1 pseudogene is annotated in these 631 nt (G+C 75.8%); it reads right to left on the bottom strand.

Annotated elements, in window-relative coordinates:
• Nucleotides 1–246: 246 nt before the first annotated feature.
• Nucleotides 247–631, bottom strand: a pseudogene (locus ACYVE7_RS35270) (glycoside hydrolase family 3 protein); the annotation flags it as partial.

The following is a 631-nucleotide window of genomic DNA, read 5'->3' on the forward strand; positions in this document are numbered from 1 at the left end:
GGTGGGCGCGCGCCGCACCACCGGCAGGCCGGGGGTGACGGGGGCTCGCTTCGTGGGAGTGGCGAGGGCCCGTCACGGAGGGGGAGGGCCGCATTGCTCGGGGCGGGGAGCGCCGGGCGAGGGTTGTCGGTGCGGCCATCGGGAGGGGGTGGGTGTGGGGTGGCGGCGCATGTGGCCGTCAAATGAGCTTTGGGTCTGTCTGGGATGTTCGAGTCTGGGCTGTGTCGACGGGCTGGCCGTCGTGGGTCAGCGGATGAGGCCGAGGGATTCGGCGGCGGCCCTGGCGTTGACGTAGGCGGCGCCGTAGGTGGCCAGGTGCGCGGTGGCGGGACGCCAGACCGGCAGGCCCATCTCGACGATCACGGTGTCGGGGCGGGCGGCGGTCAGGGTCTCGGCGAGGGCGCGCTGGGCCTCGTGGCGGTGCGCGTCCCGGACGACCAGGATCAGGGGGCGGGAGCCCGCCAGCTCCAGGAGGTCCGCGACGGTGGCGGCCGCCGGGTCGAGCTGGACCTCGTCCGTCCACGGGGACAGCCCCCACGGGACGGGGCCGACGGCGATGTTGCCGGGCGCCTCGAGCCGGACCGCGAGGGGATCGGTGCGGACGACGTCGCCCTGAGCGCGGATCGCGCGG

Source organism: Actinocorallia lasiicapitis, from assembly GCF_054778695.1.